This is a genomic window from Massilia endophytica (genome assembly GCF_021165955.1).
GTDB lineage: Bacteria > Pseudomonadota > Gammaproteobacteria > Burkholderiales > Burkholderiaceae_D > Rugamonas > Rugamonas endophytica.
Map to the genome: position 1 here is coordinate 2,858,413 of NZ_CP088952.1, position 22,616 is coordinate 2,881,028.

Annotated in this window: 25 protein-coding genes; 18 read left to right on the forward strand and 7 right to left on the reverse strand. The window is 64.7% G+C overall.

Annotated elements, in window-relative coordinates:
* The first annotated feature begins 13 nt into the window (after nt 1–13).
* From LSQ66_RS12850 to LSQ66_RS12860, 3 genes are read left to right on the forward strand one after another with little or no spacing between them, the layout of a single operon-like run.
* Entirely contained in the window at nt 14–847 is an 834-nt protein-coding gene (locus tag LSQ66_RS12850) for an MlaE family ABC transporter permease (RefSeq protein WP_231765597.1), read from the forward strand.
* 7 nt (nt 848–854) lie between these two features.
* Entirely contained in the window at nt 855–1,802 is a 948-nt protein-coding gene (locus LSQ66_RS12855) for an MlaD family protein (protein WP_231765598.1), read from the forward strand.
* A complete protein-coding gene (locus LSQ66_RS12860) occupies nt 1,799–2,461 on the forward strand; it encodes a hypothetical protein (protein WP_231765599.1) in 663 nt (220 codons plus the stop codon). The genes LSQ66_RS12855 and LSQ66_RS12860 overlap by 4 nt, the downstream gene beginning before the upstream one ends.
* Here LSQ66_RS12860 and LSQ66_RS12865 read toward each other — a convergent pair.
* Nucleotides 2,458–3,705 carry a DEAD/DEAH box helicase gene (locus tag LSQ66_RS12865; protein ID WP_231765600.1) on the reverse strand — a complete coding sequence of 416 codons (1,248 nt, stop codon included), beginning with the start codon at nt 3,703–3,705 and terminating at the stop codon, nt 2,458–2,460. The genes LSQ66_RS12860 and LSQ66_RS12865 overlap by 4 nt on opposite strands.
* A gap of 47 nt (nt 3,706–3,752) precedes the next feature.
* Entirely contained in the window at nt 3,753–4,922 is a 1,170-nt protein-coding gene (locus LSQ66_RS12870) for a mandelate racemase/muconate lactonizing enzyme family protein (protein ID WP_231765601.1), read from the reverse strand.
* Nucleotides 4,923–5,014: 92 nt separating this feature from the next.
* On the opposite strand from LSQ66_RS12870, the gene LSQ66_RS12875 reads away from it, so the two are divergent.
* Nucleotides 5,015–5,896 carry a LysR family transcriptional regulator gene (locus tag LSQ66_RS12875; protein ID WP_231765602.1) on the forward strand — a complete coding sequence of 294 codons (882 nt, stop codon included), beginning with the start codon at nt 5,015–5,017 and terminating at the stop codon, nt 5,894–5,896.
* Here the strand turns inward: LSQ66_RS12875 and LSQ66_RS12880 are convergent, their stop codons facing one another.
* Nucleotides 5,897–6,286 carry a VOC family protein gene (locus LSQ66_RS12880; protein ID WP_231765603.1) on the reverse strand — a complete coding sequence of 130 codons (390 nt, stop codon included), beginning with the start codon at nt 6,284–6,286 and terminating at the stop codon, nt 5,897–5,899.
* Nucleotides 6,287–6,328: 42 nt separating this feature from the next.
* A complete protein-coding gene (locus LSQ66_RS12885; RefSeq protein ID WP_231765604.1) occupies nt 6,329–6,727 on the reverse strand; it encodes a hypothetical protein in 399 nt (132 codons plus the stop codon).
* A gap of 80 nt (nt 6,728–6,807) precedes the next feature.
* On the opposite strand from LSQ66_RS12885, the gene LSQ66_RS12890 reads away from it, so the two are divergent.
* The 12 genes from LSQ66_RS12890 (at nt 6,808) to LSQ66_RS12945 (ending at nt 17,207) form a co-directional block, all read left to right on the forward strand.
* The gene (locus LSQ66_RS12890) at nt 6,808–7,167 is read left to right on the forward strand and encodes a MerR family transcriptional regulator (RefSeq protein WP_231765605.1); all 360 of its coding nucleotides are present in this window, start codon (nt 6,808–6,810) and stop codon (nt 7,165–7,167) included.
* A 26-nt stretch (nt 7,168–7,193) separates the two neighbouring features.
* Complete coding sequence (locus LSQ66_RS12895; protein ID WP_231765606.1) at nt 7,194–7,913, forward strand: Mut7-C ubiquitin/RNAse domain-containing protein; 720 nt, start codon at nt 7,194–7,196, stop codon at nt 7,911–7,913.
* Between the two features lie 64 nt (nt 7,914–7,977).
* Nucleotides 7,978–8,838 carry a flagellar motor stator protein MotA gene (motA, locus tag LSQ66_RS12900; protein WP_231765607.1) on the forward strand — a complete coding sequence of 287 codons (861 nt, stop codon included), beginning with the start codon at nt 7,978–7,980 and terminating at the stop codon, nt 8,836–8,838.
* 75 nt (nt 8,839–8,913) lie between these two features.
* Complete coding sequence (dapC, locus tag LSQ66_RS12905; RefSeq protein ID WP_231765608.1) at nt 8,914–10,131, forward strand: succinyldiaminopimelate transaminase; 1,218 nt, start codon at nt 8,914–8,916, stop codon at nt 10,129–10,131.
* Between the two features lie 4 nt (nt 10,132–10,135).
* Nucleotides 10,136–10,963, forward strand: a complete 828-nt coding sequence (gene dapD, locus LSQ66_RS12910; protein ID WP_231765609.1) for a 2,3,4,5-tetrahydropyridine-2,6-dicarboxylate N-succinyltransferase — start codon at nt 10,136–10,138, stop codon at nt 10,961–10,963.
* A gap of 29 nt (nt 10,964–10,992) precedes the next feature.
* Nucleotides 10,993–12,135 carry a PilT/PilU family type 4a pilus ATPase gene (locus LSQ66_RS12915; RefSeq protein ID WP_231765610.1) on the forward strand — a complete coding sequence of 381 codons (1,143 nt, stop codon included), beginning with the start codon at nt 10,993–10,995 and terminating at the stop codon, nt 12,133–12,135.
* A 73-nt stretch (nt 12,136–12,208) separates the two neighbouring features.
* Nucleotides 12,209–12,400, forward strand: coding sequence for a hypothetical protein (locus LSQ66_RS12920; RefSeq protein WP_231765611.1), 192 nt, complete (start codon nt 12,209–12,211; stop codon nt 12,398–12,400).
* On the forward strand, nt 12,397–12,795 hold the full coding sequence (locus tag LSQ66_RS12925; protein ID WP_231765612.1) for a hypothetical protein: 399 nt from the start codon (nt 12,397–12,399) through the stop codon (nt 12,793–12,795). The genes LSQ66_RS12920 and LSQ66_RS12925 overlap by 4 nt, the downstream gene beginning before the upstream one ends.
* A gap of 51 nt (nt 12,796–12,846) precedes the next feature.
* On the forward strand, nt 12,847–13,197 hold the full coding sequence (locus LSQ66_RS12930; RefSeq protein ID WP_231765613.1) for an ArsC family reductase: 351 nt from the start codon (nt 12,847–12,849) through the stop codon (nt 13,195–13,197).
* 4 nt (nt 13,198–13,201) lie between these two features.
* Nucleotides 13,202–14,335: a succinyl-diaminopimelate desuccinylase gene (gene dapE / locus LSQ66_RS12935; RefSeq protein WP_231765614.1), complete on the forward strand. Its 1,134-nt coding sequence runs from the start codon at nt 13,202–13,204 to the stop codon at nt 14,333–14,335.
* Between the two features lie 5 nt (nt 14,336–14,340).
* Nucleotides 14,341–15,228 (forward strand): 50S ribosomal protein L3 N(5)-glutamine methyltransferase, encoded by an 888-nt coding sequence (gene prmB / locus LSQ66_RS12940; RefSeq protein ID WP_231765615.1) that lies wholly within the window; start codon nt 14,341–14,343, stop codon nt 15,226–15,228.
* Nucleotides 15,225–17,207: an ATP-binding cassette domain-containing protein gene (locus LSQ66_RS12945; RefSeq protein ID WP_231765616.1), complete on the forward strand. Its 1,983-nt coding sequence runs from the start codon at nt 15,225–15,227 to the stop codon at nt 17,205–17,207. Before prmB ends, LSQ66_RS12945 begins: the two co-directional genes overlap by 4 nt.
* Nucleotides 17,208–17,213: 6 nt before the next feature.
* Here the strand turns inward: LSQ66_RS12945 and LSQ66_RS12950 are convergent, their stop codons facing one another.
* From LSQ66_RS12950 to LSQ66_RS12960, 3 genes are all read right to left on the reverse strand, one after another.
* Nucleotides 17,214–17,684, reverse strand: coding sequence for a chemotaxis protein CheW (locus LSQ66_RS12950; RefSeq protein ID WP_231765617.1), 471 nt, complete (start codon nt 17,682–17,684; stop codon nt 17,214–17,216).
* Nucleotides 17,685–17,797: 113 nt separating this feature from the next.
* Complete coding sequence (locus LSQ66_RS12955; protein ID WP_231765618.1) at nt 17,798–19,660, reverse strand: flagellar assembly protein A; 1,863 nt, start codon at nt 19,658–19,660, stop codon at nt 17,798–17,800.
* A 177-nt stretch (nt 19,661–19,837) separates the two neighbouring features.
* Entirely contained in the window at nt 19,838–20,239 is a 402-nt protein-coding gene (locus LSQ66_RS12960; RefSeq protein ID WP_231765619.1) for a hypothetical protein, read from the reverse strand.
* A gap of 178 nt (nt 20,240–20,417) precedes the next feature.
* Between LSQ66_RS12960 and ompR the strand changes: the two genes are divergently transcribed.
* Both ompR and LSQ66_RS12970 read left to right on the forward strand, forming a co-directional pair.
* Complete coding sequence (gene ompR, locus LSQ66_RS12965; protein WP_231765620.1) at nt 20,418–21,185, forward strand: osmolarity response regulator transcription factor OmpR; 768 nt, start codon at nt 20,418–20,420, stop codon at nt 21,183–21,185.
* A gap of 6 nt (nt 21,186–21,191) precedes the next feature.
* A complete protein-coding gene (locus LSQ66_RS12970) occupies nt 21,192–22,535 on the forward strand; it encodes an ATP-binding protein (protein ID WP_231765621.1) in 1,344 nt (447 codons plus the stop codon).
* Nucleotides 22,536–22,616: the final 81 nt, after the last annotated feature.

Consider the following 22,616-nt stretch of genomic DNA (forward strand, 5'->3'; position numbering starts at 1 on the left):
CTAAGATCGCAATATGGCTACCCATGCATCAATTCTCCCGCCGCTCCAGCGGCTGCACCGCGCCACCATGGCCTGGCTCACCAGTTGGTGGCGCCTGTTCCAGTTCGCCGGGCTGCTGCTGATGCGCGCCGTGGCGCCGTCCAGCTACCGGCGCGACAACCGCAATGCGCTTGCCAATCACCTGGTGCTGGCGACGGCCCCCAACCTGCTCTGGTTTTCCGTGCTCGCGGCCCTTATCAGCCTGGTCATCATCCGCATTGTGGTGGTGACGGCAGCCAGCTACGGCCTTTCCGGCTACGCGCTGGAAATGGTGGTGCGCGTCCTCGTGCTGGAGCTGATTCCGCTGACCGCAGCCCTCTTCGTCGCCCTGCGCAGCACTCTCCCAGCCTCTGTGGAATTCGCGCAGATGCGGGTGGCGGCGGCGGCTGCCGCTCCTGCCGGTTCCGCAGGCGATGTGCCCTCCCCTGCCTTCGTGCTGCGCACCGAGTTCTATCCCCGTGCGGCGGCCGGCATCTTCGCCGTATGGATGCTCGCGGCCGTGAGCTGCGTGCTGACATTGATCCTGGCCTACATCACCATCTACGGCTTCACCCCATGGGCGCTGCCGGGATACACGCGCGTGGTGGGCCAGATCTTCAATCCCGCCGTGTCCATGATCCTGCTGCTGAAGATCTTCTTCTTCAGCCTTGCTGTCGGCATTATTCCGCTCGCCTCGGCGTTCTACGACGAAGCGGCGAACCCGGTACTGCACCGTTTCAGGTCCACGCACGGCCTGTCCGACATGGTGCGGATGTTTTCCGTGATCCTGCTGATCGAGGCAGCGTCCCTGATGGGCAATTACTACTGATACTGCTATGAACCAGCCATCCACTACACCGCAGCCGGTGCGCAACGCCGAGTTCAAGGCGGCGCTGCTGCTGATCCTGATGGCGGCGCTCCTGATCGGCGCCGTTCTCTATCTCATGTATGCGCGCGGCGCATTCGAGGCGACACAGCGGCTGGTACTCACCGCGGACGACTCCGAGGGCGTAAGCGTGGGGATGGACGTGACGTTCGCGGGCTTCCCCATCGGCCGCGTGCAGCGCATCGAATTGAGCAAGGACGGCAAGGCGCGCATCCTCATCGATGTTCCGAAGAAGGATGCGCACTGGATGCGCACCAGCAGCATCTTCACCCTGGAGAAAGGCATTGTGGGCGGCGCCCGGCTGCGCGCCTTCACAGGCATTCCCACCGACCCGCCGCTGCCGGAAGGGGCGGAACGGACCATCCTCGTAGGCGACGCGGCGGCCGAGATTCCGCGCCTGCTCTCCGCCGCGCGCGATGTCCTGGCCAATATCACTGCCCTTACCGCCAGCGACTCAGCCCTGGGCAACAGCCTGCGCAATGTGCAGAGCGTGACCGAGAAGCTGAACGGTCCCGGAGGCGCCATGGGCCTCATCGCTGGCGAGGACCGCAAGGCTCAGGAACTGCTGCGCAATGCGAACTCGCTGATCGTCAAGGCCGACTCCCTGGTCGGCAATGCGGACCGCCGCGTCTTTGGCGACAAGGGCATTGCTACGGATGCGCAGGCCGCCGTGGTCCAGCTGAACGGCCTGCTGGCCGACGCCCGCACAAGCCTGAAGAAGATGGACGCGGTACTGGCCGAAGCGCAGGCCGTAGGCGCCAATGCACGCGAAGCGACGGAAGACCTGGGCGCCCTGCGTGCAGACATCGACAGCAACCTGCGCAAGATCGAAGAACTGGTCAATGAGATCAACCGCAAATGGCCGTTCAAACGCGAAACGGAGATAAAGCTCCCATGAAAACCCGCCTCGCCCTGATCGCGCTGGCCACGCTCGCTGCCTGCAGCAGCGGTCCGCCCGTGCCGGACTGGAAAATGAATGCGCAAAGCTCGCTGAAACGCGCCACCGACGCCTATATGGACGGCAAGGCCCAGATCGAAAAGAACGAATTCGCACGCGCCCGTGCCGAAATCGGCAGCACGGGCAAACTCGATCTGGCCATCCGCGCGGAACTCATTCGCTGCGCGGCCCGTACGGCGGCGCTGGATTTCGAAGAATGCAGCGGGTTCGAAGCCATGCGGGCCGACGCCAGCGCTGCGGACCTGGCTTACGCCGCGTATCTCGCTGGCCGCGCCAGCCAAGCCGATGCTGCCCTTCTGCCGGATCCGCAGCGCGCAGTGCTGGCTGCGGGGTCCGACCAGGCGGCAGCGGCAGCCGCCAACGCAATCGCCGATCCGATGTCGCGGCTGGTCGCGGCAGGCGCCCTGTTCAAGGCGAACCGGGCCACGCCTGAACTGATCGCGCAGGCGGTGGAGACTGCGTCCGGCCAGGGCTGGCGGCGCGCGTTGCTGGCGTGGCTGAACGTGCAGGCCCTGCGTGCAGACAAAGCTGGCGACACCGCGGAAGCGGAGCGCATACGCCGCCGCATTGTGTTGGCGGAGACGTCGGCCAAACGCTAGCCGTCGCTCTTCCCCTGTGCGGCCGCCTCGCGCAGCTTGTCCTTCTTGCTCTTGCGTTTTCCCTTGATCCCGCCGTTCGGGTCTGACGCGACCGGAGCCGCCGCCTGCTGCACGGGCTCGAAGCCTGCGATGCGTTCGCGCGGCACGCGCTTTTGCTGGCGGTTTTCGATCAGCCGAAAATGCGCCTCGGTGTCCGCGCTGACGAAGCTCACGGCGACACCGCTCTCCCCCGCCCGGCCCGTGCGGCCGATGCGGTGGGTGTAGTCCGCCGGGGAACGCGGCAGGTCGTAATTCACTACAACCGGCAGGCGCGCGATGTCGATGCCCCTCGCTGCGACATCGGTGGCCACCAGCACCTGCAGCCTTCCCGACTTGAAGTCGGCCAGCACCTCGGTACGCGCGCCCTGGCTGAAATCGCCGTGGAAGGCTTCGGCCCGCACGCCGTTGCGGCGCAGCTTGTCCGCCACGTGTTCGGAGGCGTATTTTGTGGCGACGAACACCAGCACCCTGCTCCACTTCTCCTGCTTGATCAGCTGCCGCAGCAGCTGCGTGCGGCGCGGCGCATCCACCTCGATGGCGCGCTGCAGGATGTCCGGTTCGTGCGCTTCTTCGTTCGACGCCTCGATCCGCACCGGTTCGCGCAGCATCGCTGAGGCCAGCGCCTGCACGGCGGGTGGGAAGGTGGCCGAGAAGAACAGGTTCTGGCGCCGGGCGGGCAGCTTGGCGAGTATGGATGCAATCTCCTCGCTGAAGCCCATGTCCAGCAGCTTGTCCGCTTCGTCCAGCACCAGGACAGACGTGGCGTCCAGTTTCAGGGCGTTGTGCTCAACCAGGTCGAGCAGGCGGCCGGGCGTGGCCACCATGATGTCCGTGCCGCCCCGCAGGGCCATCATCTGGGGATTGATGGACACGCCGCCGAAGGCGATCGACACCTTTACCGGCTGCGGCAGGCGCTGCACCAGTTTGCGGATCGCCTCGCCCACCTGGGTGGCCAGCTCGCGCGTCGGAACCAGCACCAGCCCGTACAGCCCGCGCCGCTCGCGCTTTCCGCTGATCAATGCATGCACCATCGGCAGCGCAAATGCTGCAGTTTTGCCGGAGCCCGTCTGGGCGGATCCCAGCACATCCGCACCGCGCAGGGCGGCGGGAATGGCGGCCGCCTGGATGGCGGTGGGCTGTTCGTAGCCGATGCCTGCAACGGCATCGGCGAGTTCCGGCGCGAGGCCGAGTGAGGAGAAGGACATGGTCTGCCTGATATTGCTGAAGGCAGCAGTATAAAGCAGGCCCGCTTCTACTGGCCGCTCAGCGCCCGCATTTCGGCGTAGAGATTGGACTTTCCTTCGAAGCCGATACCCGTCAGTTCCGGCATGGTGATGTAGCCCTGCTCCACGCGCACGCCGTCCGGGAAGCCGCCGAAAGGCTGGAACAGGTCGGGATAGCTCTCGTTGCCGCCCAGGCCAAGCCCCGCCGCGATATTCAGCGACATCTGGTGGCCGCCATGGGGAATGCAGCGGCTGCGCGACCAGCCGTGTTCATGCAGCATGTCCAGGGTGCGCAGGTACTCGACCAGGCCGTAGCTCAGCGCGCAGTCGAATTGCAGCCAGTCCCGGTCGGGCCGCATGCCGCCGTAGCGGATCAGGTTGCGCGCGTCCTGCATCGAGAACAGGTTTTCGCCCGTGGCCATTGGCTTGCTGTAGTAGCTGCGCAGCGTGGCCTGGAGCTCGAAGTCCAGCGGATCGCCGGCCTCCTCGTACCAGAACAGGTCGTACCGGGACAGGGCCTTGGCATAGGCAATGGCGGTATCGAGGTCGAAGCGGCCATTGGCATCCACCGCCAGCTTCTGTCCGTCCTGAAGCACGCTCAGGATGGAGTCGATGCGGCGCAGGTCCTCGTCCAGCGATGCGCCGCCGATCTTCTTCTTCACCACCGTGTAGCCGCGGTCGATATAGCTGCGCATCTCGTCCTTCAGTGCGTCGTGGCTCTGCCCCGGATAGTAGTAGCCGCCCGCCGCGTAGACGAAGACCTTGGGGTCCGGCTTGCCGCTGCCATAGCGCTCGGCCAGCAGGTGGAACAGCGGCTTGTCCGCGATCTTGGCGGTGGCGTCCCAGATCGCCATGTCGATGGTGCCGATGGCCACGGAGCGTTCGCCATGGCCGCCCGGCTTCTCGTTCTTGTACATGCAGTCCCAGATCTTGTGCGGGTCGAGGTTGCTGCCGTCCTCGTTCACAAGCGTGGACGGATCTGCTTCAAGGATGCGGGGAATGAAGCGTTCGCGCATCAGCATGCCCTGGCCGTAGCGGCCGTTGGAATTGAAACCATAGCCCACAACCGGCTTGCCGTTCCGGATCACGTCCGTGATCACGGCGACGAGGCTCAGCGTCATTTTGCTGAAGTCGATATAGGCATTGCGGATGGGGGAGCTGATGGGGATGGTCTTCTCGCGGATTTCAACGATGCGCATGGCGTTCTCCTGTAGCGGTATTCGATGAACGAAGCATATCCTTGTTGCCGACAGCTATAATTCATCCATATTCACAATATTATTCAGTTAAAGTGAAAAGCGATCTGGAATTCTTCGTGCTGCTGGCGAAGCTGGGCAGCCTGTCCGCTGCAGCCCGTGAGCTGGGCATCACGCCGCCGGCCGCCACGCGCCGCCTCATGACCATGGAACAGCGCCTCGGCGTGCGCCTGGCCAACCGCAGCACGCGGCGCGTGAGCCTGACCAGCGAGGGCGAACTGTATCTGGTGCAGGCCACTCAGATCCTGGCGGATATCCAGGCCATGGAAGAATCCGTGCGCAGCAGCCGCGCGGCGCCAAAGGGCCTGCTGCGCGTGAACGCCACGCTGGGCTTCGGCCGCACCACCATCGCGCCGCTGGTATCACGCTTCGCCCGCCGCTACCCTGAGGTCGAAGTGCAGCTCCAGTTGACGGACCGCGCCATCAACCTGGTGGAGGAAGCCTTCGACCTCGGCATCCGCTTCGGCGAGCTGCCGGACACGCGGCTGACGGCGCGCCGCATCATGTCCAACCGGCGATTCCTGTGCGCCGCGCCTTCCTATCTCAAGAAGCACGGCACGCCTGCATCGCCTGCCGAACTGGCGCAGCACGACTGCATCCTGCACCGCCAGAATGACGACGCCTACATGAGCTGGAAACTGAGCAAGGGCCGCAAGACGGAAACCGTGAAGGTGCGCGGCAAGCTGTCGAGCAACGACGGCGATGTGGTGCTGGGCTGGGCGCTGGACGGCCACGGCATCCTCCCGCGCTCCGAATGGGATGCGGCGAAATACCTCGAGAGCGGGCGGCTGCAGGTGGTGCTGCCGGACTACGCCCTGCCCTCCGCCGACCTGTATGCCTACTATCCCAGCCGCCAGCACCAGCCGGCCAAACTGCGCGCCTTCATCGACTTCCTGGCGGGCGAGCTCGCGGCCTGACTACATGCCGACATCGCCATAGGGCCCGGCGACCACCACCACATAACCCTCGGGATCGCGCAGCCAGATTTCCCTGTGCTGGGCATTGCTGTTTTCCTTGGGCCCTTCCAGGACGGTGGCCCCGGCGGCCGCAATGCGGTCCACGGCCTCGTCGAAATCCTCGGTATAGAACCACAGCAGCGCGCCGTTCCCGTAAGGCCGCTTTTCGGGATCGCCCAGATGGGGATGATGGTGGGCGCCCCAGCGGTGCAGCTGGAGTACCATGAGGTCGCCCCACAGCAGCTGTTCGTATTCCTTGCCCCCATGGCGGCTGCGCAGGCCCAGCACGGACTGATACCAGCGGCTCGATGCTTCCACATCGCTCACGGCAATCAAAGGTTGCGCTTGCATGATCCCTCCTTCGGCTCGTCGGAGGAACAGGATACACCCGCCTCACTCGCCACGGCGCAGCGGTAGCCACTGCACAATGGCCCAGATCAATTCCGGCGCCAGAAAACACCACAGCAAGGGAGCCCCGGTCTGCCACAAGGCCCAGGCCATCCACAAGGAGAACAGCATGCGCCCGGCGCCGTCGAAGCGGCCGAAGCGCGGCTGGGGATCGGCAATGCGCAGCACGGCCCACACCAGCACAATACTGCCGAGCAGGCAGGCGAACAGCACGTGGAATGGATCGAAGAGTGGCAGCGGCGAGCCGCCCAGCGCCACATTCATGCCCGAGAGATGATCGCGCGCCAGGGCGAAGGTCCAGGGCGTTGCGAAGGGCGCTGTCACCAGCAGGTCGTAGATTGCACTGCCGCGCACGAAGCGCCGGAAAACTGCGGAAGAAACCATGGCTGCTCCATCAGGTTGAGATGGGCGGATGCTAAAGCCTGGAGTACACTCCATGGTCAAGCATTTTTTGAGGAGAGAGCATGCGCATCGGCGACCTGGCCGCGGCCAGCGGCATCAGCCGCGATACCCTGCGCTTCTACGAGAAGCGCGGCCTGCTGCGCGCGCGGCGCGGCGCGAACGGCTACCGCGACTATCCCGAGGAAGCGGTGGACTGGCTGCGCTACCTGCGCACCGCCCAGTCGCTCGGCTTCACGCTCAGCGAGATCGAAGCGGACCTGCCCCTGCTCTCCGGCGGCGGCAGCACGGCCGCCGCCCTGCGCGCGGCGCTGGCTGCGAAGCTGGAGGAGATCGACCGGCGCATCTCCGGGCTGCAGGCGCTGCGCGGGGAGCTGTCCCTGCGGCTGGGCGAAGACATGGCGGCCTGTCCCCTGCGCCCCTGAGCTGCCTGCGGTGCCATACTGGGCGCATGGTGACGGCCCGCTTCCGCCTGTACGAAGAACTCAGGGACTTCCTGCCGCGCGAGCGGCGGGATACGGCGTTCGACGCGCCCTGTGCCCGGAACGCCACCGTGAAGCACATGCTGGAAGCGCTGGGCGCGCCGCATACCGAAATCGGCCCGGTGCGCCGTAACGGCCGGGCGGCTTCGCTGGACGATCTGCTGGCCGATGGCGACCTGGTGGAAGCCTGGCCTCTCGCTCCGGCGCCGCCGCCGCACTCGCCGCCCCGCTTCGTCGCCGACGCGCATCTCGGCGGGCTGGCGCGCTTCCTGCGCATGGCCGGTTTCGACACCCTGTACGAAAACGGCTTCGCGGACGACGCCATTGAAACCATCGCCAGCATCGAGCACCGCATCGTGCTGACGCGCGACCGCGAGCTGCTGAAGCGGAGCGGCGTGCTGCGCGGCTGCTATGTGAGGGCGCTGAAGCCGGAACCGCAGCTGCGCGAGGTCTTCCTCCGCTACAGCCTTGCCCCGGCGGTGCGCCCCTTCTCGCTCTGCCTGAACTGCAATACGCCGCTGCGCCCTATCGATAAGGCCGCCATCGCAGACCGCCTCCCGCCCTCGGTGCGCGCCAGCCACGAGCACTTCCAGCATTGCCCCAGCTGCGGCGGCGTGTTCTGGCAAGGCTCGCACTGGCGCCGGATGCGCGCCCTCATCGCGTCCATCGCTCCCGGTGCGACGACGTAAAGTCTCCAAATCCCGCTGAAAAACAGTTAATATTGCCGTCTGGCATCTTTTTAGCGAGGTAAGCGTGCTGGTTATTTTCGGATTCATCGTGGTCATGGCCTCGGTGCTGGGCGGTTTTGCCCTTCAGGGCGGCCATCTCGCGGCCCTGTTCCAGCCCACCGAACTGCTGATCATCGGCGGAGCGGCGCTGGGCGCCTTCTTCGTGGCCAACGACGGCAAGGCGATCAGGGCCACGCTCAACTCCATCCCCACCCTGTTCCAGACCTCGCGCTACACCAAGGGCATGTACATGGACCTCATGTCCCTGATGTTCGAGCTGCTGACCAAGGTGCGCAAGGAAGGTCTGATGTCGGTGGAAGGCGATGTGGACGATCCGTACGACAGCCCGATCTTCACCCGCTACCCGCGCATCATGGAAGACGGCCATATCCTCGAATTCATCACCGACTACCTGCGCCTCATGATCTCGGGGAACATGGACGCCTTCCAGATCGAGAACCTGATGGACAACGAGATCGAAACCCACCACGAGGATGCCGAGCTGCCCGTCAACACCATCCAGTCGATGGCGGAAGCCATGCCGGCCTTCGGCATCGTGGCGGCGGTGGTGGGCGTGGTGCACACCATGGCCTCGGTGGGCCTGCCTCCCTCGGAGCTGGGCGTGCTGATCGCCGGAGCGCTGGTGGGCACCTTCATCGGCATCCTGCTGTCCTATGGCTTCGTGGGTCCGCTGGCCCAGCTGCTGCGCCGCAAGCACATGGAACAGGCCAAGATGTACCAGTGCGTCAAGGTGACGCTGCTGGCGAGCCTGAACGGCTATGCGCCCGCCCTCTCCGTGGAGTTCGGCCGCAAGGTGATCTCGGCCACCGAGCGGCCCTCGTTCCTGGAACTGGACAAGCAGGTGCGCACCGTGAAGGTCAAGTAAGCCCGGCGCGGCTTCACGTTATAATGGGCGGCTATATATCCATGCCTTATCCGAATTGCCCGACTGGTCCGCAACGTGAATCCTCTTCTCGACAAGCTGCAACCGTATCCGTTCGAAAAGCTGCGCCAGCTCTTCGCCGCCGTCAAGCCCAATCCCGAGTACCGCGCCATCAGCCTTGGTATCGGTGAACCGAAACATCCCACGCCTGCCTTCATCCAGCAGGCGCTGACCGAAAACCTCGCCGGTTTGGCGAACTATCCGCTCACCGCAGGAAGCGACGCGCTGCGCGGCGCCATCGCCGCCTGGCTGGAGCGCCGCTACGACCTGCCTGCGCTGGACACGGCCACCCAGGTGCTGCCCGTGAACGGCTCGCGCGAGGCGCTCTTCGCGCTCGCCCAGGCGGTGATCGATCCGAAGGCAGGCGCGCTGGTGGTGTGCCCGAATCCCTTCTATCAGATCTACGAAGGCGCGGCCTATCTGGCGGGCGCGGAGCCTTACTTCGTGAACTCCGACCCGGCCCGCAACTTCGCGCCCGACTTCGACACCGTGCCGGAAGAGGTCTGGAAACGCGTCCAGCTGCTGTACATCTGCTCGCCCGGCAATCCCACCGGGGCCGTGCTGACGCTGACGGACTGGGAGCACCTGTTCGCCCTGTCCGAGCGCTACAACTTCATCATCGCGGCGGACGAGTGCTATTCCGAAATCTATCACGGCGATGAACCGCCCATGGGCGCCATGCAGGCCGCCCACATCCTGGGCCTCGCAGGCGTGGAACGCCCGTATGCCCGCCTGGTGATGTTCTCCAGCCTCTCCAAGCGCTCCAATGTGCCGGGCATGCGCTCCGGCTTCGTTGCAGGCGATGCGGACGTCCTGAAAAAATTCCTGCTGTACCGCACCTATCACGGCGGGGCCATGAGCCCTCCCGTGCAGGCTGCGTCCATCGCGGCCTGGAACGACGAAACCCATGTCGAGGCCAACCGCGAACAGTACCGCGCCAAGTTCGACGCCATCACCCCGCTGCTGCAGGAAGTGATGGATGTCGCCCTGCCCGACGCCGGCTTCTACCTGTGGGCCGACGTGAGCCGCACCGGCCTGTCGGACACCGAATTCGCGCAGCGCCTCTACGCCAGCCACAGCGTGACCGTGCTGCCCGGCAGCTACCTGGCGCGCGAAGCGCATGGCGTCAACCCTGGCCGCAACCGCATCCGCATGGCGCTCGTCGCCGAAACGGCGGAAGGCCTGGAAGCTGCGCAGCGCATCGTCCAATTCTGCAAAACCCTGACCACTCAATAAGATCATGACTCAACAACTTCAGCAAATCATCGACCAGGCCTGGGACAACCGCGCCGAGATCAATCCTTCCAACGGCAGCGCCGAGCTGCGCGACGCCGTGTCGCACGTGCTGGCCGCGCTGGACAACGGCAGCCTGCGCGTGGCGCAGAAGGATTCGGGCGCCTGGGTGGTGAACCAGTGGGTCAAGAAGGCCGTGCTGCTGTCCTTCCGCCTGGAGAACAACGTGGTGCTGCCGTCGGACGGCACCATGCAGTTCTACGACAAGGTGCCAACCAAGTTCGCCAACTACACGGCCGACGATTTCGCCAAGGGCGGCTTCCGCGTGGTGCCGCCAGCCGTGGCGCGCCGCGGCTCCTTCATCGGCAAGAACGTGGTGCTGATGCCTTCCTACGTCAACATCGGCGCCTACGTCGATGAAGGCGCCATGGTGGACACCTGGGCCACCGTGGGCTCCTGCGCGCAGATCGGCAAGAACGTGCACCTGTCCGGCGGCGTGGGCATCGGGGGCGTGCTGGAGCCGATGCAGGCCAATCCGACCATCATCGAAGACAACTGCTTCATCGGCGCCCGCTCCGAGATCGTGGAAGGCGTGATCGTGGAAGAGAACTCGGTGATCTCGATGGGCGTCTACATCGGCCAGTCCACCAAGATTTACGACCGCTCGACCGGCGAGGTAAGCTACGGCCGCGTGCCTTCCGGTTCCGTAGTGGTGTCGGGCTCCCTGCCTTCCGACGACGGCAAGTACAGCCTGTACTGCGCCGTGATCGTCAAGCGCGTGGACGCGCAGACCCGCGCCAAGACCGGCATCAACGAACTGCTGCGCGGCGTATAACAAAACCGTTTTGACCTGAGGAGGCCGATATGGCGATGGACCGCTTGTTCCAGCTGATGAAGGAAAAAAGTGCATCGGATATGTTCTTTGCGGTGAACTCGCCGGTCCACATCAAGATCAACGGCAACCTCGTTCCCGTGAACCAGCAGAAGCTGGAGAACGAGAACATCCTGCAGCTGCTGGGCGAAATCTGCACGCGCGAGCAGCTGCAGGAGCTGGAATCGACCAATGAACTGAACACCGGTTTTTCGGTGCCGGGAACGGGACGGTTCCGTCTTTCCGCCTTCCGCCAGCGCGGCAGCATCTCCTGCGTGTTCCGCTTTGTGCCCGCGAACATTCCGGCGCTGGGCGAACTGGGGCTGCCGGAAGTGCTGGCGGACCTCATCATGGAAAAGCGCGGCCTGCTGCTGCTGGTGGGCTCCACCGGTTCCGGCAAGTCCACCACCATCGCGGCCATGCTGGACCACCGCAACGAGCAGAAGACGGGGCATATCCTCACGCTGGAAGACCCCATCGAGTACCTGTTCCAGAACAAGAAGTCCATCGTGAACCAGCGCGAGATCGGCGCGGACGCAAAGGACTTCTACACGGCCCTGCGCAACTCCATGCGCCAGGCGCCGGACTGCATCCTGATCGGCGAGATCCGCGACAAGGAAACCATGGCTGCGGCGCTGGCCTATGCCCAGTCGGGCCACCTGGTGCTGGCCACCCTGCACGCCAACAACAGCTACAACGCGCTGAACCGCATCATCAGCTTCTACCCCATCGAGAACCGGGCGGCGCTGCTGCAGGATCTCTCGTCCACCGTGAAGGCGATTGTGTCCCAGCGCCTGATCCGCTCTTCGGACGGCGGCAAGCGCACACCTGCGGTGGAAGTGCTGGTCAACACGCGCCTGATCGGCGAGATGATCGAGAAAGGCGAGATCGGCGAAATCAAGGAAGCACTGGAAAAGAGCCTGTCGCCGGGTTCGCAGTCCTTCGAGCAGGCCCTGTTCCGCCTCTTCAAGGAAGGGAGGATCACCCAGGAAGAAGCGCTCGCCAACGCGGACTCCGCCACCAACCTCCTCTGGCTCCTCAACAACGCCACCGACGCCAAACCCGCCGAAGGCGAAAAGGAAGCCAAGCCCGCCGCCGCCGAAACCTCCTTCACCGAGTTCACCCTCAACACCTGAGCGCCCGCAAGGATACCGACGACGGTAACGCCTTCAACAACTGATTGGCGAGCTATCCGAACTCCCGGAAGGATTGGCGCAACTGCCAAACGAAATCCGGTATAAACTGAAGGCGCTTGAGCGCTCGGTGCCAGTTCGGCCGTGGTCCTCCTGGACCATCAAAGGGCGCACCATGCTTGAACTTCGCAAGCAGATTGCAGCCGAGAATATTCCTGCAATAAAGGAGGTGCTGAAGGACTGGCGTTCCTTTACGGAGGATTTATGAACGAGTACGAACGTCTTTTTGCGGAAATCGTCCAACAGACAAAAGACGGCAGCCTCCAATGGCGCCAGGTCCGCCGCACGGAAAACGCGGAGCTGCTGCTGAATGCCGACACGGTGATTCGGCAGTTCGAGGCGACTTTTACAAGGAACTCTCATCCGTACAAGTTGCTCTTGCTGGAAAAGCGCGTGGAAGATGAGCATTTTTTCTGGACCTTCCAGCAGAGGGAGCCCGAACTGCACGTTGTCGACGACGGTGAATTAGTGACGTCGCTGGACCGCCTCTATATTGATGCAAATGAGATCAGAGGCCTGCTTGGCTTGGTAGAACCGCGTGCAGACAGATCCTACCGCCTATTCGGCACAGTGCATCCAGGCAGAGCCGCGAGCCAGACCTGAGCGGGATATAATGTCGCCTTTGGCCGCGCGCCAGGCGACACGTTTATCCCCATGACGACACTCTACGGTATCCCCAACTGCGACACAGTGAAAAAGGCCCGCACCTGGCTCGCCGGGCAGCAGCAGGACTTCACCTTCCACGACTTCAGGAAGCAGGGCCTGACCGAGGCCATCGTCCAGGAGTGGCTCAAGCACGTGGACTGGGAAACGCTCGTCAACAGGAAGGGCACCACCTGGCGCGGCCTGCCCGATGAGCGCAAGGCCTCTGTCACCGACGCGGCCAGCGCCACACAGCTGATGCTGGAGTTCCCCTCCGTGATCAAGCGCCCCGTGCTGCAAACCCCGTCCGCCAGCCACGTCGGCTTCTCGGACGCCCAATACCGACAAATCTTCCAGCTGTAAGCCAATGACCGCTTCCCGTACCCTCGCGCTGACCGAAAAACTGATCGGCCTTTCCTCCGTCACCCCTGAAGACAAAGGCTGCCAGGACCAGCTGATCCACCTGCTGGAGCCGCTGGGCTTCCAGTGCGAGACCATCCAGTCCGGCGAGGTCACGAACCTGTGGGCGCGCAAGGGCACGGAACAGCCGCTGCTGGTCTTCGCCGGCCACACCGACGTGGTGCCCACCGGCCCAGTCGAGCAGTGGGCGTCGGAACCCTTCTACCCCACCCACCGCGACGGCAAGCTGTATGGGCGCGGCACGGCGGACATGAAGACCTCCATCGCCGCCATGGTCGTGGCCTGCGAAGAGTTCATCGCCGCGCATCCGGACCACAAGGGCTCCATCGCCTTCCTCATCACGAGCGACGAGGAAGGCCCGGCCACGGACGGCACGGTCGTCGTATGCAACAAGCTGAAGGAACGGGGCGTAAAGCTGGATTACTGCATCGTGGGCGAACCCACCTCCAGCCAGACCCTGGGCGACATGATCAAGAACGGCCGCCGCGGCTCGCTCTCCGGCTGCCTTACCGTCAAGGGCGTGCAGGGCCATATCGCCTACCCCCAGCTGGCGAAGAATCCCATCCACCTCGCCGCCCCTGCCATGGCCGACCTGGTGGCCGAAGTCTGGGACGAAGGGAACGAATACTACCTGCCCACTTCCTGGCAGATGTCCAACATCAAGGCAGGCACCGGCGCGAACAACGTCATTCCGGGCGAGATGGTCATCGACTTCAACTTCCGCTTCTCCACCGCCAGCACGGCGGACAGCCTGAAGGAGCGCGTGCACGCGATCCTGGACCGCCACGGCCTCGAATACGACCTGAAGTGGACGCTGAGCGGCCTGCCCTTCCTCACGCCGCGCGGCACCCTGTCCACCGCCATCTGTGAAGCGATCAAGGATGAAACGGGCGTGGACACCGAGCTCTCCACCACCGGCGGCACCTCGGACGGGCGGTTTATCGCCCAGATCTGCCCTCAGGTGATAGAATTCGGCCCGCCCAACGGCAGCATCCACAAGATCGACGAGCACATCGAAGTGCGCTTCATCGACCCGCTGAAAAACATCTACCGCCGCACGCTGGAAAACCTGCTGCGCTGACCACCATGGATACCACGCTCTTTACGACGCCGCGCGACCTGCTGCGCTATGCCACCACCCGTTTCAACGCGGCCAAGCTGTTCTTCGGCCATGGCAGCGCGGAAGCCTTCGACGAGGCGGCCTACCTGATCCTGCACACCCTCAAGCTGCCGCTGGACAAGCTGGATCCGTTCCTGGATGCGCGCCTGCTGCCGGAAGAAGTGCAGCAGGTAATGGCCGTCATCGAGCGCCGCGCCACGGACCGCATTCCGGCCGCCTACATCACGAACGAAGCCTGGCTGGGCACCTATAACTTCTACGTGGACGAGCGCACCATCGTGCCGCGCTCCTACATCGCCGAGCTCATTCCGCAGTACTTCGCGCCCTGGGTCAACGAACCGGAAGGCATCGCGAACATCCTCGAACTGTGCACGGGCTCCGGTTGCCTGGCCATCATGATGGCCGACGCCTTCCCGGACGCGGTGGTCGACGCGGTCGACATCTCGCCGGACGCGCTGGACGTCGCACGCCGCAACGTGGACACCTACAAGCTGCAGGACCGCGTGAACCTGATCCAGTCCGACCTCTACGCGAACGTGCCGGACAAGAAGTACGACCTGATCATTACCAATCCTCCCTATGTGAATTCGGGCTCCATGGCGAAACTGCCGCAGGAATACCTGCACGAGCCGCAGATCGCCCTGGACGGCGGCGCGGACGGCATGGACCTGGTGCGCAAGATCGTGGAAGGCGCAGCGGGCCGCCTCACCGACGAGGGCCTGCTGATCGTCGAAATCGGGAATGAAAAAGAATTCGCGGAAGCGGCCTTCGGCCATCTCGGCCTGACCTGGCTCACCACCAGCCAGGGCGACGACATGGTCTTCCTGCTGACCGCAGACCAACTGAAACTATGATCAAACTGACTAACGTCAGCCTGATGCGCGGCCTGAAGCCGCTGCTCGAACAGGCTGACCTCACGCTGAATCCCGGCGACAAGATCGGCCTGATCGGCGCCAACGGCGCCGGCAAATCCAGCCTCTTCGCCATGCTGCGCGACGAGCTGCATCCCGACCAGGGCAGCATCGACTTTCCCGCCAAATGGCGCATGGCCTACGTGGCCCAGGAAACGCCGCCGCTGGAGCGCGCGGCCCTGGACTACGCCATCGACGGCGACGTGAACCTGCGCAAGCTGCAGGCCGAACTCGAACGCCTGGAAGCCCTGCCGGACACGCCGGAAAACGGCATCGCCCTCGGCGAAGTCCACAGCGCGCTGGCCGATGCCGACGCCTACACCGTGCAGTCGCGCGGCGAACAGCTGCTGCTGGGCCTCGGCTTCACGCTGGACCAGATGCGCCAGCCTGTCGCCAGCTTCTCCGGCGGCTGGCGCATGCGCCTGAACCTGGCGCAGGCCCTGATGTGCCCTTCCGACCTGCTGCTGCTGGACGAACCCACCAACCACCTGGACCTGGACGCCATTATCTGGCTGGAGGACTGGCTGAAGCGCTACACGGGCACGCTCATCATCATCTCCCACGACCGCGATTTCCTGGACGAGATCGTGAACGTGATCGTTCACATCGACGAGCGCAAGCTGAAACGCTATTCGGGCAACTACTCCAGCTTCGAACGCCAGCGCGCCGCCCAGATGGTGCTGGCCGCGGGCGCGGCCGAGAAGCAGGCGCGCAAGAAGGCCCACCTGGAGTCCTTCATCAACCGCTTCAAGGCCAAGGCATCCAAGGCCAAGCAGGCCCAGAGCCGCATGAAGGCCCTGGCCAAGATGGAGGAGCTGGCGCCCCTGCGCGCGGCCGCCGAATTCTCCTTCGAGTTCCGCGAGCCCCTGAGCGCTCCCAATCCCCTGCTGGTGATGGAAGACGTGAACGCGGGCTATCGCACGGAACAGGGCGACAAGACGATTGTCCGCGGCATCAACTTCTCGCTGCAGACGGGCCAGCGTATCGGCCTGCTGGGCGTGAACGGGGCCGGTAAATCCACCCTGATCAAGACCATCGCGGGCGAACTGAAACCGCTGGAGGGCGAAGCCACCACCGGCAAGGGCCTCATCATCGGCTACTTCGCCCAGCACCAGGTGGAGATGCTGCGCCACGACGAATCGCCGCTCTGGCATTTGCAGAAGATTTCGCCGAACACCCGCGAACAGGAACTGCGCAACTTCCTCGGCGGCTTCAACTTCCCCGGCACCATGGTCACCAGCCCCATCGCCCCCTTCTCGGGCGGCGAGAAGGCGCGCCTGGCCCTGGCCCTCATCGTGTGGCAGCGTCCCAACCTGCTGCTGCTGGACGAACCGACCAACCACCTGGACCTGGAAACGCGCGAGGCGCTGACCGAGGCGCTGGCCCAGTTCGAAGGCACCCTGGTGGTGGTCTCCCACGACCGGCACCTGCTGCGCGCCACCACCGACCAGTTCATCATCGTTGCGGACAGCAAGCTGCAGCCCTTCGACGGCGACCTGGACGACTACAAGGACTGGCTGCTGCAAACGAAGCTTGGCAAGGGCACGGACGTGCTGCCCGCCGCGGGCAAGGAGAACAAGACCAGCTATCCCTCCACCTCGCCCGTTGCGCCGCCGCCTTCCGCTCCCGCCGTCGACAAGCGGGAACAGAAGCGCCTGGAAGCGGAGCAGCGCCAGCGCCTGTCCGTCCAGCGCAAGCCGATCGAGAACAAGATCAGGCAGCTGGACGACCTGATTGCCAAGCGCACGGCGCAGAAGGCGGAAACGGATGCCGCCCTGGCCGATCCGGCCATTTACGAAGCCGCGAACAAGCCGAAGCTCAAGCAGCTGCTGGCGGACCAGTCCTTCTACACGAAGGACCTGGAGAAGCTGGAAGGCGAGTGGCTGGAGCTGCAGGAGCAGCTGGAAGCGCTCGCCGCCTGAGGCGGCTCACGCTGCGTGGCGCGAACCCAGCGTCACGCGGCGGATCGCCATCAGCTTGTCGATGTCGATCACAATCAGCTTGCGGGCATTGATCGTGCCCATGCCGAGCAGGTAGCCCGCATCTTCGCTCAGGTTGTCGAAAGGCCGGATCTGGCCTGCGCCCATGGTGACGATGTCCGTCACGCCGTCCGTCACCATCCCCATCACGCAGTTGGACAGCTTCAGGATGATCACGTCCGTGTGCGGGTCGTGCTCGGGCGGGCGCGGACCGAAGGCGATGCGCATGTCCACGATAGGCATGATCACCCCGCGCGACACCGCCACGCCGCCGAGCACCTCGCCATCGGCCGCAAAACGCTCGAGCGAAAGCAGCGGACGGAGTTCCTGCACCTTCGCATAGTCGAGCGCATATTCAAGCCCCCCCAGACGGAAGGTCAGGTACTGGCGGGGTGCGGTGTCTTTGCGGGCGGATGGCATGGCAGTCCTTTCGGGCGGCAAGGTGCCGCTGCTGTCCTGCCATGCTAAGACTGCTCTGCTCCTAATGCGTTGATTGTGCTCAACTTTTTCAGCGCCCTGCCGAAGTGCGGCGCCTAGGTCTTCGTAGACCAGTCGATCTCGCCCCCGCCGCTGTTGAAGATGGGGGGCTGCACATAGGTGCCCGCGCGCAGGCGCGCCTTGACCTCGCGGGGCGGCAGTTCGATCATGGGGCCTTCGTCAGGCTTGAACACCATGGTCCGCAGCAGGGTTTCGCCTGAAATGGCAGCCACCTTGCACCGGGCCTCCCCCGCCACGGCGGCCTTCTGCTCCCGCAGCTGCTCCGCCTGTTTTTCCAGCACCGCGCGCTGCCCTTCGCCCTCCTTGGATGCGACAGACAGGCGCGCCACTTCCTTCAGCGCCGGGCCTACCTGCACCGCCATCTTCTGGAACAGGGGCAGCTGCTCGGGCGTCAGGGTCACCTCCTGCTTGCGCACTTTCGTGGCCAGGGTGAGGTAGCTGCGCACATCCTGCTGGCTCGTGATGGCGTCGATCTGGGCCTTGAGCTTCTGGGCCTGGGCGTCCAGCTGCGCGAGGCGGATGGCCACTTCCTGCAGCAGCTGGTCGAACTTGCTGGTATCCGGCACCAGGGCAAAGAGCAGCATTTCGCTCTGCTTGCGCGGTCCCGCGCTCTCGATACTGATATTGCGCGCGGCAATGGCGCAGCCATTGGCCACGCCGATCACCACTTCGTCCGCCACGATCTCGCAATTGGTGGCCTCGGTGATGATCACGCGCGGCGCCGTGATCACGCTGTTCTGCACCGAATTGAGCGTCACCTGCCCCACCTTGGCGTGCACCACGGAGTTCGACACCACGCCGCCCACGGTGATCGGCCCGTCCGCATTGGTGGCCGCGCCGCCCATGAGGTTCTGCTTGAGGTGGATGGAACCGCCGCGCGAAACGATCTTGCCGAACACGTCGGCATGGATGGTGATGTTGAAGCCATCCACCACGCGCCCTTCCTGCACCTCGCCGAATTCCTCGTACTCGCCGGAGAGCTGCAGGTTGCCGGTGGTGCGCACGCTCACGCCCTCCCGGCTGATGATCTTGGGGCCGATGGAGATGCGCTTGCTGCGCCGGTCCACATTGATGAAGCCCTCGACGGATGAAACGAGGAAGTCCTCGCCCGCCAGGTGCTGGATCACGGTGCCGGCGCCCGCCATCGGGTTCAGCTCCACATCCTCCGGCAGGGGCGGCTCCACGGGAATGCCGGACAGCTCGAAACCCCGCGTTCCCGGCACGCGCGGCACCTTCTTCAGGAGCGGCGTGTGCGCGGCCACCTGGGGGAAGCGGTTCTGGTAGGTGTGCAGATCGAAACGGCCGTTGGCCATTTCCTTGGGGGCGTTGGAGCGGTGGATCTTCTGCGAGACTTCCACGATCATCGCATCCTGGCCCGGCGCGGGGCTCAGGCGGCGCGCCACGGTCAGGCGGGTGGACTTTCCCTCCTCGATGGCCTGGCTCACCACGGGCGCGTCGATGCCGAAGCGGATGCCCTTCTCCCACATGTCGGCAACGAATTCGCCGAAATCGAGATTCGAAGGCGTTTCCTCTGGCGTGCCCGAATTCAGGTAGACGGGTTCGAAGTAGTATTCCGCCTCGCCCGCGATGATGCGCACGGACTTGTACAGGGAGCGGCGCTGCTCGCTGAAGGGCGCCACCGCGTCGGCGAAGCGCACCAGGGGCTTGTCCTTGTATTCCGGGGGCAGCTCGGGGCCTGCCTCGTACAGCATGCGGATGAAGACACCGTAATCGATGCCCGTGAAATAGGCGCGCGCCTGGAACAGCTGGTTGACGGCCGCCACGCAGGCCGCCGCACCGGCGTCCGCACGGAAGTACACCCCGTCCGTGCGCTGGACGATGGCAGGCGAGGCAGCGCCCCCTGCGGTTGCTTCAGGCGCCGCAGCCTTGTTTGACACGTTCACATTCCCCTAGCACGATCATGAAACACTTTTGTTGCACAATCGATAACACCCCGTTTATATTTATTAACTAGCGTAACATGTTCCCAGAGCGAAAGGGTCAGAATTTTGCATCCTGAAAGGTAAAACGGGGCTGCAAATGCAGCCCCGCGGGAAGAATGTGGAAAGCTGGCCTCAGCGGCGCGGCGTAATCGAATACACCTCGGCGCCCGCCTCGTTGATCTGGCGGCGCAGGTCGCGGCGCTCGTCGGCCGTCATGCGGCTCATGCGGCGGTTCATTTCGGCGTTGTTCGCATTTTCCTGCATGATGCGGCGCTGCTCCTCGGCGCGCGCTTCGAAGGCACGGGTATCGCGCTCATCGCCCCAGCGCGAATCGCGGAAGCTGCGCGGATTGCGCTGCGGCTGGCCGGCCTGCTGGCCTTCGTCGCGGCGCACGCCCTGCCCGCTTTGCGGGTCGGCGAAGGCAGCCGGAGAGGCCGCCAGCAGGGCGCAGCCCAGGGCAAACGCGGCGGCGCCGGCGCGTGCGCATGCTGCCGCGCCCTTCGCCCACTGTCCATTGCCGATCGATTTGCCCATTGCTTTCCTCGTTGGTATAAGCTGTACTGCCATGGCCAAAGTGTATGCCCGATTCCCTATGAAGGTAAGACGCACGGGGTAAAGTTTGTAACACTTTGTAATGGGTTCGCATGGATGCGCCCCGTCAAGCATTATGACGTTACCATAGCGACATAATTCTGACAATTCGGACAGCCTTATGACAACGACATCGACAGAATCCGGCAACACCCCCGGCACCCAGAACGGCCACCAGGCGAAGATCATGGTGGTGGACGACGACGTGCGCCTGCGCGACCTGCTGCGGCGCTACCTCACCGAGCAGGGCTTCAACGTCTTCACGGCGGAAAACGCCACGGCCATGAACAAGCTCTGGCTGCGCGAGCGCTATGACCTGCTGGTGCTGGACCTGATGCTGCCGGGCGAGGACGGCCTTTCGATCTGCCGCCGCCTGCGCGGCGCGGGGGACCAGACCCCCATCATCATGCTGACCGCCAAGGGCGAGGACGTGGACCGCATCGTGGGCCTGGAAATGGGGGCGGACGACTACCTGCCCAAGCCTTTCAACCCGCGCGAGCTGGTGGCCCGCATCGGCGCCGTGCTGCGCCGCAAGGCGCCGGACGAGATCCCCGGCGCCCCTTCCGAAACCCCGCAGACCTTCGAGTTCGGCCAGTTCGTGCTGGACCTGGGCACCCGCACCCTGAAGAAGAACGGCGAGACCGTGCCCCTGACCACGGGCGAATTCTCCGTGCTGAAGGTGTTCGCCCGCCATGCCCGCCAGCCGCTCTCGCGCGAAAAGCTCATGGAACTGGCGCGCGGACGCGAATACGAGGTCTTCGACCGCAGCCTGGACGTGCAGATCTCCCGCCTGCGCAAGCTGATCGAACCCGATCCGTCGAGCCCCCTCTATATACAGACGGTGTGGGGCCTGGGCTATGTCTTCATCCCGGAGGGCCAGCCGCGCTGATCCCCCATGATGGCGTTTAAACTGCCCCGCTTCGGGCGGCCGATGAGCGGCCTGTTCTGGCGCACTTTCCTGCTGCTCGGCGTGCTGACGACGCTGAGCATGGCCTCCTGGATCGGCATGATCAGCGTCGTGCAGCGCGAGCCCCAGGCGCAGCAGCTTGCGGCCCAGGTGATCTCCGTGGTCACCATCACCCGCGCCGCCCTCACCCACTCCGCCCCCGACCTGCGGCGCGAGCTGCTGTTCGAGCTCGTGTCCAACGAAGGCATCCGCGTCTTCTCGCTGGAGGACGACGACGAGGTGGAGCCGCCGCCCGCCAACGCCCTCATGCCCCTGATCGAGTCCATGGTCAAGGCCAAGCTGGGGGCGGACACCCGCTTCTCGGCGCGCGTGAACGGCATGCGCGGCTTCTGGGTCAGCTTCAAGATCGACGACGACCAGTACTGGCTCATGCTGGAGCGCGAGCGCATCAGCGGCCTCACGGGCGTGCAGTGGCTGGGCTGGGCGGGCGTGGTCTCCCTGGTCTCCCTGCTGGGCGCAGCCCTGATTTCGAGCCTCATCAACCTTCCCCTCAAGCGCCTGACCGCCGCCGCGCGCGACATCGCCCGCGGCCTGCGCCCCGAACCGCTGCCGGACAAGGGGCCGCAGGAGGTGCGCCAGGCGAACCGCAGCTTCAACCAGATGGTGGACGACCTGCAGCAGGTGGAATCGGACCGCGCCGTGATCCTGGCCGGCATCTCGCACGACCTGCGCACCCCGCTGGCGCGCATGCAGCTGGAAGTGGAGATGGCCCACCTGCCGCCCGACGCGCGCTCCGGCATGCAGTCCGATATCGCCCAGATGGACGCCATCATCGCCCAGTTCCTGGACTACGCGAAGCCCACCGAGACCTCCACCTTCGTGCTGGTGGACGTTTCCGGTATGCTGGAAGACGTGGCCCACGAGGCCACCCGCCTGCCGGACGTGCGCGTGCAGACCGTTTTGTGCGAAGGCGCCCAGGTCCGCGGCAACCCCACCGACCTGAAACGGGTGTTCAACAACCTGGTGGAGAACGCCCGGCGCTACGGCAAGACGCCCGGCGGCGAGCTGGCCGAGATCGAGATCCACTGCACGGCCAAGGGCGGGCGGGTGGTCATCGAGTTCCTGGACCACGGCGTCGGCGTTCCGGAAGACCAGCTGGACCAGCTGCGCAAACCCTTCACCCGCCTCGACACGGCGCGCAGCCAGGCCAATGGCGCGGGGCTGGGCCTGGCCATCGTGGAGCGGGTGCTGCAAAAGCACGAGGCGGAGTTGCAGCTGAGCAATCGTCCCGGCGGCGGCTTGGTGGTTCGGATTACCCTCAACGCGGGCTGAAAAAATCTGAAAAAAATTAAAAAACTTTGTCGATCTGGAGTTTTCCCGTTCGTCGTGGGATTATGGCGGCGCAGTTCGCGC

What these genes read in the sequence shown, in the direction of transcription:
- prmB (WP_231765615.1), top strand. Translation starts at nt 14,341, where the DNA reads ATGGATACCACGCTCTTTACGACGCCGCGCGACCTGCTGCGCTATGCC.
- LSQ66_RS12970 (WP_231765621.1), top strand. Translation starts at nt 21,192, where the DNA reads ATGATGGCGTTTAAACTGCCCCGCTTCGGGCGGCCGATGAGCGGCCTG.
- LSQ66_RS12915 (WP_231765610.1), top strand. Translation starts at nt 10,993, where the DNA reads ATGGCGATGGACCGCTTGTTCCAGCTGATGAAGGAAAAAAGTGCATCG.
- LSQ66_RS12865 (WP_231765600.1), bottom strand. Translation starts at nt 3,705, where the DNA reads ATGTCCTTCTCCTCACTCGGCCTCGCGCCGGAACTCGCCGATGCCGTT.
- LSQ66_RS12880 (WP_231765603.1), bottom strand. Translation starts at nt 6,286, where the DNA reads ATGCAAGCGCAACCTTTGATTGCCGTGAGCGATGTGGAAGCATCGAGC.
- LSQ66_RS12890 (WP_231765605.1), top strand. Translation starts at nt 6,808, where the DNA reads ATGCGCATCGGCGACCTGGCCGCGGCCAGCGGCATCAGCCGCGATACC.
- LSQ66_RS12930 (WP_231765613.1), top strand. Translation starts at nt 12,847, where the DNA reads ATGACGACACTCTACGGTATCCCCAACTGCGACACAGTGAAAAAGGCC.
- LSQ66_RS12885 (WP_231765604.1), bottom strand. Translation starts at nt 6,727, where the DNA reads ATGGTTTCTTCCGCAGTTTTCCGGCGCTTCGTGCGCGGCAGTGCAATC.
- LSQ66_RS12945 (WP_231765616.1), top strand. Translation starts at nt 15,225, where the DNA reads ATGATCAAACTGACTAACGTCAGCCTGATGCGCGGCCTGAAGCCGCTG.
- LSQ66_RS12895 (WP_231765606.1), top strand. Translation starts at nt 7,194, where the DNA reads ATGGTGACGGCCCGCTTCCGCCTGTACGAAGAACTCAGGGACTTCCTG.
- LSQ66_RS12855 (WP_231765598.1), top strand. Translation starts at nt 855, where the DNA reads ATGAACCAGCCATCCACTACACCGCAGCCGGTGCGCAACGCCGAGTTC.
- LSQ66_RS12870 (WP_231765601.1), bottom strand. Translation starts at nt 4,922, where the DNA reads ATGCGCATCGTTGAAATCCGCGAGAAGACCATCCCCATCAGCTCCCCC.
- LSQ66_RS12950 (WP_231765617.1), bottom strand. Translation starts at nt 17,684, where the DNA reads ATGCCATCCGCCCGCAAAGACACCGCACCCCGCCAGTACCTGACCTTC.
- LSQ66_RS12860 (WP_231765599.1), top strand. Translation starts at nt 1,799, where the DNA reads ATGAAAACCCGCCTCGCCCTGATCGCGCTGGCCACGCTCGCTGCCTGC.
- LSQ66_RS12925 (WP_231765612.1), top strand. Translation starts at nt 12,397, where the DNA reads ATGAACGAGTACGAACGTCTTTTTGCGGAAATCGTCCAACAGACAAAA.
- LSQ66_RS12960 (WP_231765619.1), bottom strand. Translation starts at nt 20,239, where the DNA reads ATGGGCAAATCGATCGGCAATGGACAGTGGGCGAAGGGCGCGGCAGCA.
- dapD (WP_231765609.1), top strand. Translation starts at nt 10,136, where the DNA reads ATGACTCAACAACTTCAGCAAATCATCGACCAGGCCTGGGACAACCGC.
- dapE (WP_231765614.1), top strand. Translation starts at nt 13,202, where the DNA reads ATGACCGCTTCCCGTACCCTCGCGCTGACCGAAAAACTGATCGGCCTT.
- ompR (WP_231765620.1), top strand. Translation starts at nt 20,418, where the DNA reads ATGACAACGACATCGACAGAATCCGGCAACACCCCCGGCACCCAGAAC.
- LSQ66_RS12850 (WP_231765597.1), top strand. Translation starts at nt 14, where the DNA reads ATGGCTACCCATGCATCAATTCTCCCGCCGCTCCAGCGGCTGCACCGC.